This is a genomic window from Arthrobacter sp. E3 (genome assembly GCF_017353415.1).
Lineage (GTDB): Bacteria > Actinomycetota > Actinomycetes > Actinomycetales > Micrococcaceae > Specibacter.
The window spans coordinates 42,432-54,792 of sequence record NZ_JAFMPX010000024.1 but is presented as its reverse complement, the minus strand read 5'-3'; the positions used below and the strand labels follow the sequence as shown (position 1 = coordinate 54,792).

General features: G+C 60.2%; 15 protein-coding genes. 6 read left to right on the top strand and 9 right to left on the bottom strand.

Translation table 11 applies throughout. From position 1 onward, the window contains the following. Positions 1-146: 146 nt before the first annotated feature. Complete coding sequence (locus JMA46_RS11370) at positions 147-1,514, top strand: NAD(P)/FAD-dependent oxidoreductase (RefSeq protein ID WP_247647247.1); 1,368 nt, start codon at positions 147-149, stop codon at positions 1,512-1,514. Positions 1,515-1,676: 162 nt separating this feature from the next. Beyond that, a complete protein-coding gene (locus JMA46_RS11365; RefSeq protein WP_247647246.1) occupies positions 1,677-2,135 on the top strand; it encodes a hypothetical protein in 459 nt (152 codons plus the stop codon). Between the two features lie 101 nt (positions 2,136-2,236). On the opposite strand, the gene ccsB is transcribed toward JMA46_RS11365, so the two are convergent. From ccsB to JMA46_RS11340, 5 genes are all read right to left on the bottom strand, one after another. After that, the gene (ccsB, locus tag JMA46_RS11360; RefSeq protein WP_207345446.1) at positions 2,237-3,334 is read right to left on the bottom strand and encodes a c-type cytochrome biogenesis protein CcsB; all 1,098 of its coding nucleotides are present in this window, start codon (positions 3,332-3,334) and stop codon (positions 2,237-2,239) included. Continuing rightward, positions 3,334-4,953 carry a cytochrome c biogenesis protein ResB gene (locus JMA46_RS11355; protein ID WP_247647251.1) on the bottom strand — a complete coding sequence of 540 codons (1,620 nt, stop codon included), beginning with the start codon at positions 4,951-4,953 and terminating at the stop codon, positions 3,334-3,336. The genes ccsB and JMA46_RS11355 overlap by 1 nt, the downstream gene beginning before the upstream one ends. 104 nt (positions 4,954-5,057) lie before the next feature. After that, complete coding sequence (locus JMA46_RS11350; protein ID WP_207345444.1) at positions 5,058-5,813, bottom strand: cytochrome c biogenesis CcdA family protein; 756 nt, start codon at positions 5,811-5,813, stop codon at positions 5,058-5,060. A 13-nt stretch (positions 5,814-5,826) separates the two neighbouring features. Then, positions 5,827-6,441 (bottom strand): TlpA disulfide reductase family protein, encoded by a 615-nt coding sequence (locus JMA46_RS11345; protein WP_207345443.1) that lies wholly within the window; start codon positions 6,439-6,441, stop codon positions 5,827-5,829. An 87-nt stretch (positions 6,442-6,528) separates the two neighbouring features. After that, entirely contained in the window at positions 6,529-7,191 is a 663-nt protein-coding gene (locus JMA46_RS11340) for a histidine phosphatase family protein (RefSeq protein WP_207345442.1), read from the bottom strand. Positions 7,192-7,354: 163 nt separating this feature from the next. Between JMA46_RS11340 and JMA46_RS11335 the strand changes: the two genes are divergently transcribed. From JMA46_RS11335 to JMA46_RS11325, 3 genes are all read left to right on the top strand, one after another. After that, positions 7,355-7,912: a YceI family protein gene (locus JMA46_RS11335; RefSeq protein ID WP_207345441.1), complete on the top strand. Its 558-nt coding sequence runs from the start codon at positions 7,355-7,357 to the stop codon at positions 7,910-7,912. Between the two features lie 143 nt (positions 7,913-8,055). Continuing rightward, complete coding sequence (locus tag JMA46_RS11330; protein ID WP_207345440.1) at positions 8,056-8,802, top strand: hypothetical protein; 747 nt, start codon at positions 8,056-8,058, stop codon at positions 8,800-8,802. Positions 8,803-8,952: 150 nt separating this feature from the next. Then, positions 8,953-9,642: a hypothetical protein gene (locus JMA46_RS11325; protein WP_207345439.1), complete on the top strand. Its 690-nt coding sequence runs from the start codon at positions 8,953-8,955 to the stop codon at positions 9,640-9,642. A gap of 12 nt (positions 9,643-9,654) precedes the next feature. On the opposite strand, the gene JMA46_RS11320 is transcribed toward JMA46_RS11325, so the two are convergent. Together JMA46_RS11320 and JMA46_RS11315 are read right to left on the bottom strand one after the other, a co-directional pair. Then, positions 9,655-10,371 (bottom strand): redox-sensing transcriptional repressor Rex, encoded by a 717-nt coding sequence (locus JMA46_RS11320; RefSeq protein WP_207345438.1) that lies wholly within the window; start codon positions 10,369-10,371, stop codon positions 9,655-9,657. Positions 10,372-10,544: 173 nt separating this feature from the next. Then, complete coding sequence (locus JMA46_RS11315; RefSeq protein WP_207345437.1) at positions 10,545-10,859, bottom strand: glutaredoxin family protein; 315 nt, start codon at positions 10,857-10,859, stop codon at positions 10,545-10,547. 137 nt (positions 10,860-10,996) lie between these two features. Here JMA46_RS11315 and JMA46_RS11310 point away from each other — a divergent pair, with 137 nt between their 5' ends. After that, the gene (locus tag JMA46_RS11310; RefSeq protein ID WP_207345436.1) at positions 10,997-11,809 is read left to right on the top strand and encodes an HAD-IB family hydrolase; all 813 of its coding nucleotides are present in this window, start codon (positions 10,997-10,999) and stop codon (positions 11,807-11,809) included. Positions 11,810-11,873: 64 nt separating this feature from the next. On the opposite strand, the gene JMA46_RS11305 is transcribed toward JMA46_RS11310, so the two are convergent. Then, positions 11,874-11,972, bottom strand: a complete 99-nt coding sequence (locus JMA46_RS11305) for an AURKAIP1/COX24 domain-containing protein (RefSeq protein WP_074712200.1) — start codon at positions 11,970-11,972, stop codon at positions 11,874-11,876. 113 nt (positions 11,973-12,085) lie between these two features. Next, the gene (locus JMA46_RS11300; protein WP_207345435.1) at positions 12,086-12,322 is read right to left on the bottom strand and encodes a helix-turn-helix domain-containing protein; all 237 of its coding nucleotides are present in this window, start codon (positions 12,320-12,322) and stop codon (positions 12,086-12,088) included. Between the last annotated feature and the right edge of the window lie 39 nt (positions 12,323-12,361).

The window sequence follows — 12,361 nt, the reverse complement described above, 5'->3', positions numbered from 1 at the left end:
ACACCGTCAAAGACTTGGAATCAAGCCAAGCCTTCCTCGTTCCATGAGGCTGCAAATAATATTCATGGACCAACCCACGAATCTCATCCCTTGTATAACCCTTCGTAATTGATGACATGGCTGGCTCTTTTAATCAAAAGACACGAATGACTCACAACCAGCCTGACGTAGAGGGAGCGCGGGAAAACGGTGCACAAATCCCCGAAATCATGTGCTTTGAAAAGCAGGCCGACTGGGGCGGACAGTGGAACAGCAGCTGGCGCACGGGCCTCGACGGCCACGGTGAACCCGTCCACTCCAGCATGTACCGGCACCTCTGGTCCAACGGCCCCAAGGAATGCCTGGAATTTTCCGACTACTCCTTTGACGAACACTTTGGCCGCCCCATCTCCTCCTTCCCGCCGCGTGAAGTCCTTTTTGACTACATCAAAGGACGCGTTGAGAAATCCGATGTCCGCAAGTACGTGCAGTTCAACACCGTGGCCCGCCACACGAGCTGGAACCCGGCCACGGAGGAGTTCACGCTCACCGTCGAGGACCTTGCCACGGGCGACACCACGAACCACATCTTTGACAAACTGGTGGTTTCCACCGGCCACTTCTCCATCCCGGCAGTCCCCGAGTTCGAGGGCATCAACACGTTCCCCGGCGAAGTCCTGCACGCCCATGACTTCCGTGGCGCCGAGCGTTTTTCAGGCAAGAACATGCTCATGATCGGCAGCAGTTACTCGGCCGAGGACATAGGCATGCAGGCTCACAAAATGGGTGCAGCCTCCGTCACGTTTAGCTATCGCAGCGCACCCATGGGCTTTGACTGGCCAGAGAACACGGTGGAACGTCCGCTGGTCACCCGCTTCGATGGCACTACGGCGCACTTCAGTGACGGCACCCAGGGCGACTTTGACGCCGTCGTGCTGTGCACCGGATACCAGCACAAGTACCCCTTCCTGCCCAGCGAACTGTCGCTGAAGTCCAAGAACGTGCTCTACCCGGGGAATCTATACAAGGGCATTGTGTGGCAGCAGAACACGAACCTGTTCTACCTTGGCGCCCAGGACCAGTACTACACGTTCAACATGTTTGACGCGCAGGCATGGTTTGCCCGTGATGTCATGACAGGGAAAATCGAGCTGCCACAGCTGGCTGATCGGGAGGCCGACGTCGCACTGTGGCTTGAGCGCCAGGCTGCGCTGCCCGACCACAACGCCGAGGCGGATTTCCAGTCCGACTACCTGCGCGAGCTCATTGCCGCCACCGACTATCCGCCGTTTGATCTGGACGCCGTTTCACAGCTGTTCAAGGACTGGATGCACCACAAGGAAACGGATATCCTCGGCTACCGCGACATGGCCCACCGCTCGGTTGTCACCGGCACCATGGCCAGCCGGCACCACACCCGCTGGATCAACGCCATGGACGACTCCCTGGGGCGCTACCTCAACGGCCCGTCACAGAATGTGGACACCGGCACCCTGGCCACACTGACCGGTCAGGACCGCGTCCATAGCAAGTAGATCCACCGCAAGCAGATTAATATTTACGTTCGACGGCGTGGGCCGGGCAGCTGCCCCGCCCCACGTTTCTGCGTTTCCGGGTTCAGTGGTAACTGGCTATTGACACCTGACAACTTCAGGCGCATTCTAAAAACATAACTTACGTTTTTAGATGGAGGAGTCATGGCAACCCATTCAATCCCCGCCCCGTCCACCGGTTGGAGCTCACATGCATTGGCGCGTGCGAAGGCGGATCCGGCCTACGGTGCCTTCGTGTTGTTGTGGCTTGGCTTCATCGCCATCCCGCTCATCATGGGCTTGGACAAGTTCTTCAATGTCCTCACCAACTGGGAAAACTACCTGGCCCCATGGATCGAGAACCTTTCCCCGTTCAGTGCACAAGGGACCATGATGGCCATTGGGGTCGTGGAGGTCATCGCCGCCATTGCCATGATCGTGCGACCCCGCTACGCGGCCTGGATAGTGTCCCTGTGGCTGGCTGGCATTGTCATCAACCTGCTCACGTACTCTGGCTTCTACGACGTGGCATTGCGTGACTTTGGTCTGATGGTGGCCGCCATTGCACTAGGGCTGCTTGCCCGCGGCTACACGACTTCAGGTTTTCGCAAGACCCACAAGTAACCGCTGAATCCTGCAACCTTACCCCACAGAAAACCGCCCGGCTTGAGAACCAAGCCGGGCGGTTTTCTTAGGCCCGTTGGGGCCGGTGAGCTCTGGCTAAATCAGCTGCCGACGCCTGCGTACGAGTGCAGGCCGGAGAAGTACATGTTCACAATGGTGAAGTTGAAGACCACGCACAGGTAGCCCACAATGGACAGCCAGGCGGCGCGGGTGCCGGTCCAGCCCTTTGTGGCGCGGGCATGCAGGTAGCCGGCGTAGACCACCCAGATGACGAACGTCCACACTTCCTTCGTATCCCAACCCCAGAAGCGGCCCCACGCCTTTTCCGCCCAGATGGCGCCAAACATGAGCGTCAGGGTCCAGCCGACAAAGGCGATGCCGTTGATGCGGTAGGACAGGTTTTCCAGGCTCAAAGCGTTCGGAACCAGCCGCATGACGAGCGCCTTGTCCTTCTTTCCGGACGCGATCGAGGCTTCACGGCGGGCCTGGAAAAGTTGCAGGACCGACATCGCGAACGTGAGCGTGAACAGCGCCGAGGACATGACGGCGATTGAAACGTGAATGATCAACCAGTAGCTTTGCAGCGCCGGAACCAAATGCCCCACAGGCGTCCAGAATGAGACTGAGGCGGCGACCACCATGACCAGCACCAGTCCGATGACAAAAGTACCCAGGAAACGCAGGTCACGGCGGGTCAGAACCAACAAGAACACTACGGCCACCACGAATGATCCAGTGGTGCAGAATTCATACATGTTGCCCCACGGCACGCGTCCTGCGGCCAAACCGCGGAACACCACGGCAAAGCCTTGGACGACGGCGGCCACAACAGTCAGTGCCACGGCCACCCTGGCCACAACGCGGCGTTCCGCACCGTAGCGCATCGAGTCCCCGGCGGTGATGCCGTCGGAACCGTCATGGGTTTTGCTGCTGGGACGTACCGCACGGTCAAGCGGGCCGGAGCCCAGCCCCTGTTCTGCGGCAAGACGAGAACCAATTCCGGCAAATTCAGCGACGCGGCTTTCGCTGTGGACACCCGCCGCTTCATCAGCCGAGTGGCCAGCCAGGCCCCTCTTGACTGCCTGGCTGAAGGTCACAAGATCCCAGGCGTAGGCGCAAAACGCCACTGCATAAGCCAATCCGGCTACCAGCATCAGCTGCTCGCTCAGTTGGGCAAAGTCCTCATTGATCTCTGGCATTAGTGGTCCTTACTTGCCGCGGCGACACTTTGGTCGGAGTCTATGGTTGTTGATTGTCCCTGCTCACCATTTTGCCCTGCAGTATCCATTGGCACCAGCCATTTGGTGTGCAGAGCCTTGTTGATGGCAGCATATTCGCCGGCCAGGCGGTGATCTTCACCGCGTGCCAGCAGGCCGAATTCGACCATGGTGCGCCCGTCCGGGTGGTTGCCCGTGCGGACCCACACCCTGCGTCGGTTCAGGAATAGGGAGCCCATGAGGCCGGCTAGTGCCAAAAGCGCGAACACCAGAACGTACACCTGACCTGGGTCGTGGCGGATGTCCAGCGCAGCAAATCGCTTGATGCCGTCGAAGCTGATGCTGCCGTTATTCCCGGGCAGCTTGTAACTCTGCTCGGGGGCCAGCACAATGCCGCCAGCTTCCAGTTTGCGGGAGTTGATTTCAGTCATCTTGGACGTGTCCAGGGTGTACACATTGCGCGGGACACCGCTGTCCAGACCCAAGTCGCCGGTGAAGGCGTTGAGGTTCAGCTGCGGGTTGAACGGATCAGGGTCGGAGCCAAAGGCCACGCCCTTCTTATCAATCAGTGCAGTGGGCAGGAAGAAGCCCACAAATCCCAGCTGTTTGGGCTTGGCGTCGGGTACTTTGATGACCATCAGCGACGTGTAGGCGCCGTCGGTGGGGATGGTGATGACCGGGCCTTGGAACGCGACCTTTCCTTCACCGTCCTTGACCGTGACGACGGGCGCGTAGCCGTTGCCCACAAGGTAGACGTTGGTGCCTCCGATTCCCACCGGGTCGTTGACCTTCAAAGTCTGGGTCTTTGCCTCCGCCCCTGGCCCGTCCTTGGTGGTCATGGTGGCGGTGAAGTCCAGTGGTTGCCCGTAGTGCGCCTGCGTGGAACGGTCGTACTTGACTACAAGCCTGTCCAGCTGCACCGAATACGGTGTCAGGTGGTTGCCGGTGAAATTGGCGCCGGGAGTGAAAGTGTCATAGCTGGCCAGCGTGTTGACGAAGGTTTCGCCTTCCACCAGCACGCGTTGGCCGCTGTAGCCAAAAAGTCCGCTGAAAGCGACGGCAGCCAGAACACCAATCAAGGCCGTGTGGAACAGGAGGTTGCCCACTTCCTTCATGAAGCCAATTTCAGCACCTACCGAAGGGCGGTCCGTGTCCAGGTCGCGGATGTCCACGCGGTAGCGGCGGGATTTCAAGATACCGGCGGCATCGCGGACGGCGGTTTCGGCATCAATGCCGCTGCCGGCGGGGATGGTGACGGTGCCATACTCGGCCAGCCGGGAAAGCCGCTTGGGAGTCCGGGGAGGCGCGGAGCGCATGGCTTTGGCATGGATCTTGGCCCGCGGCAGAACGCAGCCAATCAAGGAGATGAACAGGAGCAGGTAAATGGCCGCGAACCATGGGGAGGAATACACGTCAAAGAGTTTGAACCAGTCCATGATGGGCCCTGAGACAGGGTTGTCCTTCAAGTACTGGGTCACTTCCGACGGCGCGGAGGGACGCTGCGGGAACAGGGAACCGGGCACAGCTGCCACAGCAAGCAACAGCAGCAGAAACAAGGCAGTGCGCATGCTGGTCAGCTGGCGCCAGGCCCAGCGGAACATGCCCAGGATGCCCAGCTGCGGCAGGACCACCCCAGTGCCGCCGTCCTTGGGCTGCGCGCTCTTGAGCCCTGTGTCCACGGGTTCTTTCACCACTGTCTCTTTCATTAGATTGGCAATCTCACTTCATTGGCAAACCAAAACTGCAACTCGTTGATCCAGACACCCCACAGGCCCGACACCATCAGCAGGCCCAGCACCACCAGCATGCCGCCGCCAAAATATTGCAATCCGCGGCGGTGCTTGCGGAAGAACGCGAGGGCCCCCAACCCCCTGCGAGCACCCAAGGCGATCAGCAGGAACGGCAGTCCCAACCCCAGGCAATACACAAACGTCAAAAAAGCACCCTTGACGGCGTTGGGGCCATCAGAAAATGCCATGAGCTGCACAGCGCTAAAAGTGGGGCCAATGCATGGAGCCCAGCCCAGTCCAAAGGTTACGCCTAAAATGGGTGCACCCCAGAGCCCGGCTGGTGGTTTCGCATGGATCTTTGCTTCGCCCTGGAACCAGCTCATGCCGCCCAGGAACACCACGCCCATCAAAATAACCACTACGCCCAGCACCCGGGTGACCCATGCGGCGTCGGGCCCCATCAGCCAAGCACCCAGTTGGCCGAAGACGGCCCCGATCAGCATAAAAACCACCGAGAAGCCCAACACGAACAGCCCGATCCCGGCAAACATGCGCCCACGGCGTTGATCTTGCAGGTCGGCGCCGCTCAGTCCGCTCACATAGCCCAGGTATCCGGGCACCAGCGGCAGCACACACGGCGAGAGGAAGGAAACCAGTCCGGCCAGGAGCGCAACGGGCATGGCCAACAGCATTGAGCCGCTGAGGACAGTCTCGGCGAAAGGATTGTTCATGAAGGCAGGGCTGCTAGTTTTCCGCCAGTGCACCGGTGATCAGGGCCTTCAACGTGCCCTTTTCAGCGATGCCCAGGATGCGCGCCGAGACCCTGCCCTTTTTGTCCAGTACCAGCGTGGTGGGCACGGCCGCCGGCGGCACAAACTTGGTCAACGCCAGCAAAACACCGCCGTCCTTGTCCGCGATGCTGGGGTATTCCAGCCCGAAGTTTCGTTCAAAGGCTTCTGCCGTCGCTTGCTCGTCCCGGACATTCACACCCAGGAATTCGACGCCCTGAGCGGCAAAGTCCTTCGACAATGTCTGCAGGTCGGGAGCTTCGGACCGGCATGGGGCGCAGGCTGCATACCAAAAGTTCAGCACCGTGACGTGGCCGGGGAAGTCGGCGGCATCGATTTTCTTGCCGCCGAACAAAGCCGCAGTGAACTGCACAGGAGGTTTCCGCTCGGCCGCACCATATTCGGTCACGGAGCCATCCCCTGCAATGTAGTTCTTGTTATCCCCGGCATTTGCCTGCTCAGCGAGCGGGTCCGTGCCGGAGCAGGCTGCGAGTGCCACCGTCAGGGCAGCACCGCCAGCTGCCAGCAATGCCCTGCGGCTCATCGAGAGCGTCACGATGCTGCCTTTCATGTCTTGGAAGCCACCGGCGGACGCAGAAATGGCATTATCTTCTACGCTACGTCGAAAAGCTGATTGTCAGCTGTATGCCGCGTTCGCCTACGCCCCGGGGGTGGTCGACGCGCCGGGCAGCAATTCGGCCGCCGGTTCGCTGTACGCCACCTTGATCACGTCGTCGCCGTCGAACGTCAATGACGTCAGTGAGGCAAGCGTGCATTCGCGGTTGCGGGGGTCGTGCCACAGGCGCTTGCCTTCGGCGCTGCGGCGCGTGGACCAGATGGGCAGCTGGTGGCTGACCATGATGGCTTCGGCGCCGTCCCCGCCCAATTCGAACGCACGACGCCGGGCATCGCGTGCCGCTGCCATCATGCGTTCGGCTTGGGCCGAGTACGCCTCGCCCCAGGAAGGCCTAAACGGGTTCACGAAGTAGGGCCAGTGTTTGGGCTTGCGCAGTTCCGAGGGCTTCATGACAAGGCCTTCAAAATGGTTTTCAGCCTCGATAATGCGCGGATCCGTCACAATGTCCAGCCCCAATGCCTCGGCCGTAGGCCGGGCAGTTTCCTGCGCACGCGTCAGCGGCGAAGCGACCAGGTAGACCGGGGCGGAACCCTGCGCGGCGCGGGCCGCGAAGTGCTCAGCAACCATCACAGCCATGGCCCGTCCAAGCTCGGAGAGGTGGAACTCTGGGAGTCGGCCATAGAGCACGCCGTCGGGGTTGAATACTTCGCCGTGGCGCAAAAGGTGAACTGTTACTTGGGACATGCCTCCCAGTTTCTCAAAGTTCACCAGCAAGGGGTTAATCCGTTAGCGGAGAGTTTTTTCAGAACTCGGGAATATTACATGCAAACGTATGTTTATACCTACTGCGGGTGACGTGGAAACGACGCCCGCATTCAACAACCCCGGACTTTTCAAGGAGCACACCATGTCAGCAACAACCATCGAATCCACCGGACTAGCCCAGGGCACCTGGAACTTTGACCCCGCCCACTCAGAGGTTGGCTTCACGGTCCGGCATGCAGGCATCTCCAAGGTCCGTGGAAAATTCACCGATCTCGAAGCCACACTTGTACTGGGAGAAACTCTTGCCGGCTCCTCCGTTAGCGCCACTATCCAGGCGGCCAGCTTCAGCTCGGGCGATGCCAATCGCGACGCCCACGTCCGCAGCGCCGACTTCTTCGACGTCGAAACCTACCCGACGCTCACGTTCGCCTCCACGGCCGTTTCCGGCGGCGCAGACAGCTTTGAACTAACCGGCGAGCTCACCATCCGCGGCATCACCAAGACCGTCACCTTCAATGGAGAGTTCAACGGAGTGGCAGTGGACCCGTTCGGTGCCACCCGAGCCGGATTCGAAGCCACAACCGTCATCAGCCGCAAGGAATTTGGATTGACGTGGAATGCTGCGCTGGAAGCCGGTGGCGTGCTGGTTTCCGACAAAGTTGTCATCACCCTCGACGTCGCCTTTGTGAAGGACGCCTAAAGCCCGCCCAATGATGAATTGGCCTGTACTTGCCAGTATCCTTACCGGCCCACGATGCCGGTCCGCCCCTGCTGCGGACCGGCATCGTGAACACGTCTTTAGCCTCCTATGAAAGCGGCACCACCACGGCTAGGGTTCTAGCTATGAGCACACCGAACGAGTCAACAGGTCCCGAGCAACCAGGTTCGCAGCCATCTCCTGACGGTCATGGCTCCCAGCCCAATCCGAACGCCGCGACACCAGCACGGCCGAACCAACCCGGCGGCCAGGCACAGCCGCCTCCGGGGCACCAGCAGCAGCCCCCGCCCGGCTACCAGCAGCCTGGCTACCAGCAGCAACCCCCGTACCAACCCCCGCCCGGTTACCAACAGCAGCCTGGCTACCAGCAGCCTGGCCCGCCGCAGTATCAGCAGCCGAACAACAACTTTAAGTTTGAGATGCCCGCCGATGCACCGCAGTCCATGCGGGATGTGATGCCTGTGGGTGGTTTGTCCAGATTATTCAAAACCGATGGACTTCCACCGCTGCTGAAGATCTCCTACATCATCTGGCTGGTCACGGCCGGGCTCTCGCTTTTCTTTGCCCTGCTGACCTTCATTGCCTCGCTCATAGTGCTGGCTTTCCCCAATGTGCGCACAGACGGCATCCGCGGGATGGTGATGACCGTCATTTCCCTCGTGCTCATCGTCGCGATTGTCATTTGCGCCATGAAACTCAAGGAAGGCATGCAATGGGCCAGGTTGGCACTTTCAGCCATCGTTATTCTGGGCATCGTCTTGATGTTCTTCGGCGCCCCTGGTGGCGGACTGCTGGGCATCGTTGCGGCAGTGCTGATGTGGTTGCCTGAGTCGACAGCCTGGCTCAATGCCCAGTCGAGTCAACGCAAGTAGGCCGCAACAGCAATAGTTGTGCGGGGAGAGGTCGCGTAGGGTTAAGGTACTTACCCGCCGCGGCCTCTTTTTTCGTCTCTGGCCACCATCGGCACATTCTCTGGTCCGCAGCATTGGCCAGGACTTCGCACCATTGAAAGAGCAGCTGTCATGACAACCTCCGGTGAAGAACCTCAAGAGCGCCCTACTCCCCGCCCCGGCAGCTACGGTGAGATTGCCCCTGGCGTCCCCAAGTACGGGCAGTACGCACCCGCCGGTTGGGAACCGCCGAAGCAGGTGGGGGATGCGCAGAATGCCAGCACGCCGCAGTCGGCCCTTTCCTCCGCCACCGCCTATCCGGGATACCAGGGCCCGTTACAGGGCAAGCCCACCACTGCCGGTGCACACTTGGCTCCGCCCAAAACCGTCCTCGTGTCAATAAGGCTGATCCAGCTGGCCGGAGTGCTGCAGCTGCTGTCCACACTGGCCATAGCGTTGGTCTTGTTTGTTCCCTCGCTCCGAGACGTCGCGGTGAACACGTTGCGGGCAGCCACGGCCGGTGACCCCGCCATTGCCGCCCTGTACCAGGATCCAGCCATGATGAATGCCCTGCTCTACACCGCGTTCGTGCTGAGCGTGCTAGCCAGCGTGCTCTACCTATATCTAGCCAAGAAGATCCGCCGTGGGGCCAATTGGGCCCGAATCGCGTCCATGGTGCTGGCCTTGATCTCACTTTTGGCGCTGGGTCAGCCGAATGTCCTCGCCATCATTCAAATTGCCTTGGGCGTCGTCGCCGTAATCCTGTTGTTCCGCTCGCCGGGCAAGGAGTTTTTTGTGTCACGGAAGTCGCACCGGCCTTAGCCGCTGCGGCGGCTACGCTCCGGTGCGGCGCTGCGCTTCCATGGAGGAATGCTGGGATCTCTTGGCGTGATAAGCGAGAATCTGCAGCTCGGTGGCCATGTCGACCTTACGCAAATTCACATAGTCCGGAACGCTCAATGCGACCGGAGCAAAACTGAGAATACTGTGCACGCCCGCTGCAACGACCCTGTCGCACACTGATTGGACCACGGTTGCCGGCAGGGCCAGCACCACCATGTTGGCGCGTGTGTTCTTTAGCACGCTCTCCAAATTCATCACGTCGCTGACACGCAGCCAGCCAACTTCAATTCCCACGAGCATTTGGTCGGCATCCAACAAGGCCACAACGTCAAAGCCGCGTGATTCGAATCCGGCGTAGCGGGCGAGCGCACGGCCCAAGTTGCCGGCACCGACAATGGCCACGCGCCACTCGTGCGTCAAGCCGAGTGCCTGGGAGATTTGCCGACTCAAGTTGGCTACGTCGTAGCCGACACCGCGGGTTCCGTAGGAGCCAAGGTGGGAAAGGTCTTTGCGAACGTTGGCCGAGCCAACACCGGCGGACTCCGCCAACGCCTCCGAGGAAACGCTCTCGGTGCCACTGACCAGCAAGGCATCAAGCGTTCGCAAATACAATGTCAGCCGGGACACCGTGGCAGCCGGGAGCTCCCGGGCAGGCACAGGCGACTCTCCCTCCGGGATCTGCGCTGGGATCAAGACAACACTCCACATTCTCAAACTAAGGCTGCACGCCGTTGCTGAACGTGTCTCCACAAGGTCCGCACTCGCCTTCATCCACTGTAAGTCGTGCCCCGTCCATCACCAAAAGCCGCAGGCCACGGCCCCTGTGCTTGGAGCAGCCATGCCGGCTGTGGGCACGGTCGAACCATGGCTTTCCCTTGGGTTCAAGGCTCCCCTGCCAAGGCGCGGCTGAGGATGCTGCGCAGTCTGAGCGGGTCTATCTGCCAAAAGTCTCGCTGAATGCTATCCACCAGGACCACCGGGATTTCCTCGCCGTAGCGCGCCGTCAGCTCCGCGTCGTCGTCAATGTCAACTTCCTGCCACAGCAGTCCAAGACTGCCGGTCACGTCGGCAACAACGGAGCGGGCGTCCTCACACAGATGACATCCGCCCCTGGTGAGAAGCTCAACTACGGGAACAGGGCTGCCACTACTGGTGGCGTCATCGCTGTGGGCCGGGTCCCCGGCTGCTTGTGTCATGGCTACAACCTACCCAATACACAGCACCGGCCATGCCAGAGCGCCGCTCGCAGACACGAATGAAAGTTTCACCACAGTTAACCTGCGCTCAAGTGGCGTAGCGGGCACATGAGGGCAGCATTGACTAGACTCGTTCCATGCCCGACGTGAATACCAACAGTGCCGAGGCCGTCTCGACCACTGCGCTGCACCAGGGTGAGGCTGCTTTCTTCGATGTGGACAACACTTTGATGCAGGGCGCAAGCCTGTTCCATGTGGCCCGGAAAATGTACCAGAAGCGCGCATTCACCCTCAGCGATGCGGCCGGCTTCGCGTGGAAACAGGCGAAGTTCATCCTGCGCGGGGAAAACATGAGCGACGTTCATTCCATCCAGGACTCAGCACAGAAACTCGCCGCTGGCATCAGCGCGGACTTCATCCGCCAGCTGGGCGAAGAAGTCTACGACGAGATGATCGTTTCCAAGATTTGGCCTGGCACAAGGGCACTGACACAAGAACACCTGAAATCCGGCCGCCAAGTGTGGCTCGTGACAGCAACCCCGGTGGAGGTTGCCGGCGTCATTGCCCAGCGGCTGCACCTCACGGGTGCATTGGGTACTGTCGCAGAGATTGAAGACGGCATGTACACAGGCCGGCTGGTGGGTGAAATTCTGCACGGCCCCGCAAAGGGACGGGCAGTTCAAGAACTGGCCGAAAAAGAGGGCCTGGATCTTTCCCGCAGCTGGGCCTACAGCGATTCCTTCAATGACATCCCCCTGCTGACGGCCGTGGGCAACCCTGTGGCCATCAATCCAGATGCAAAACTTCGCAAGTACGCCCGCGACAACAACTGGCCCGTCTACGACTTCCGTTCAGGGCGCCGTGCCGCAACACTCGGCCTGCAGGCGGCCACGGGCGCGGGCGTGGTCTACGGGCTTTGGAAGGGCATCGCCATGGTGCGGCGCCGCTAAGGGACTTAAACAAAAAACACCCGTACACCACAAGGGTGGACGGGCGCTTTCGCGAAGAAGCTGCTTACTTCTTATTGCGACGCTGGTGACGCGTCTTGCGCAGCTGCTTGCGGTGCTTCTTCTTAGACATCCGCTTGCGGCGCTTTTTAACTACTGAACCCATGAAAGTTCCTCACAAACTGCATAGAACAACCTCGGATGAGGCCGTAAACGATTGGTCGACCGATCGCAGGAATCGGTCAAAGCCGAAAATGGATCTTTCCTAGGGTACCGCCTTTAACCTGCATGCGCCGAACTGGGCCCCTCGTGCGTCGCTGTGCTGTCCACCACGGCCGCACGCAGGTACGTTTCGACGGCGTTTGCGGGTACGCGATATGACCGGCCAAAACGGACGGCGGGCAGCTCACCGGCGTGCACCATCCGATAAACGGTCATTTTGGACAGGCGCATGAGTTCAGCGACTTCCTGAACTGTCAAGAATTTCACATTGGTAAAATCCTGCTCATGCGTCATGGCCATCCTCGGCATTCACTAGCCCATCAAAAAATCCAT

Bases quoted from the DNA above. Each gene is read 5' to 3' on its own strand.
- JMA46_RS11370 (WP_247647247.1), top strand. From the start codon at position 147: ATGACTCACAACCAGCCTGACGTAGAGGGAGCGCGGGAAAACGGTGCA.
- JMA46_RS11365 (WP_247647246.1), top strand. From the start codon at position 1,677: ATGGCAACCCATTCAATCCCCGCCCCGTCCACCGGTTGGAGCTCACAT.
- ccsB (WP_207345446.1), bottom strand. From the start codon at position 3,334: ATGCCAGAGATCAATGAGGACTTTGCCCAACTGAGCGAGCAGCTGATG.
- JMA46_RS11355 (WP_247647251.1), bottom strand. From the start codon at position 4,953: ATGTTCCGCTGGGCCTGGCGCCAGCTGACCAGCATGCGCACTGCCTTG.
- JMA46_RS11350 (WP_207345444.1), bottom strand. From the start codon at position 5,813: ATGAACAATCCTTTCGCCGAGACTGTCCTCAGCGGCTCAATGCTGTTG.
- JMA46_RS11345 (WP_207345443.1), bottom strand. From the start codon at position 6,441: ATGAAAGGCAGCATCGTGACGCTCTCGATGAGCCGCAGGGCATTGCTG.
- JMA46_RS11340 (WP_207345442.1), bottom strand. From the start codon at position 7,191: ATGTCCCAAGTAACAGTTCACCTTTTGCGCCACGGCGAAGTATTCAAC.
- JMA46_RS11335 (WP_207345441.1), top strand. From the start codon at position 7,355: ATGTCAGCAACAACCATCGAATCCACCGGACTAGCCCAGGGCACCTGG.
- JMA46_RS11330 (WP_207345440.1), top strand. From the start codon at position 8,056: ATGAGCACACCGAACGAGTCAACAGGTCCCGAGCAACCAGGTTCGCAG.
- JMA46_RS11325 (WP_207345439.1), top strand. From the start codon at position 8,953: ATGACAACCTCCGGTGAAGAACCTCAAGAGCGCCCTACTCCCCGCCCC.
- JMA46_RS11320 (WP_207345438.1), bottom strand. From the start codon at position 10,371: ATGTGGAGTGTTGTCTTGATCCCAGCGCAGATCCCGGAGGGAGAGTCG.
- JMA46_RS11315 (WP_207345437.1), bottom strand. From the start codon at position 10,859: ATGACACAAGCAGCCGGGGACCCGGCCCACAGCGATGACGCCACCAGT.
- JMA46_RS11310 (WP_207345436.1), top strand. From the start codon at position 10,997: ATGCCCGACGTGAATACCAACAGTGCCGAGGCCGTCTCGACCACTGCG.
- JMA46_RS11305 (WP_074712200.1), bottom strand. From the start codon at position 11,972: ATGGGTTCAGTAGTTAAAAAGCGCCGCAAGCGGATGTCTAAGAAGAAG.
- JMA46_RS11300 (WP_207345435.1), bottom strand. From the start codon at position 12,322: ATGACGCATGAGCAGGATTTTACCAATGTGAAATTCTTGACAGTTCAG.